Source organism: Geobacillus sp. ZGt-1 (assembly GCF_001026865.1).
Classification (GTDB): Bacteria; Bacillota; Bacilli; order Bacillales; family Anoxybacillaceae; genus Geobacillus; species Geobacillus thermoleovorans.
The window spans coordinates 1-399 of record NZ_LDPD01000218.1 but is presented as its reverse complement, the minus strand read 5'-3'; the positions used below and the strand labels follow the sequence as shown (position 1 = coordinate 399).

The following is a 399-nucleotide window of genomic DNA, read 5'->3' as shown; positions in this document are numbered from 1 at the left end:
ATATGTTACATCTTCAAAAACAATGAATCCCTCAATCATTTCAGGATCTTTAGTTTCGTCATAATCAAATTGCTGCCATTTACATAACTCAGTTTCAATAGATACTCTTTTTGTAGTGGAATCATATTCCACATTATTAATTAAACTCCCATGTAAATTATATCTTTTAAGAAAATCAGATATTCTCATCATTTCTTCCCCCTATTAATCACAATATGCGAAGCTTTTGATCCCTTTGCCACCGGGTTACCATTTATGTCCAAATACATATCATTTTGGATCTTCGCCAAAAGTGGTACTTGACTGTTTCTAGAATAGAAGGGAATGAAGCAAAAAGGATTCCGCCAAGTTGATCTGGCAATGGAGGAACTGCATCATGCCAAATAGCCGTGCAAAATT

General features: G+C 34.6%; 1 pseudogene. It reads right to left on the bottom strand.

Annotation, left to right across the window (positions count from 1 at the left end):
* Positions 1-189, bottom strand: a pseudogene (locus VU18_RS17750) (hypothetical protein); the annotation flags it as partial.
* Positions 190-399 lie beyond the last annotated feature (210 nt).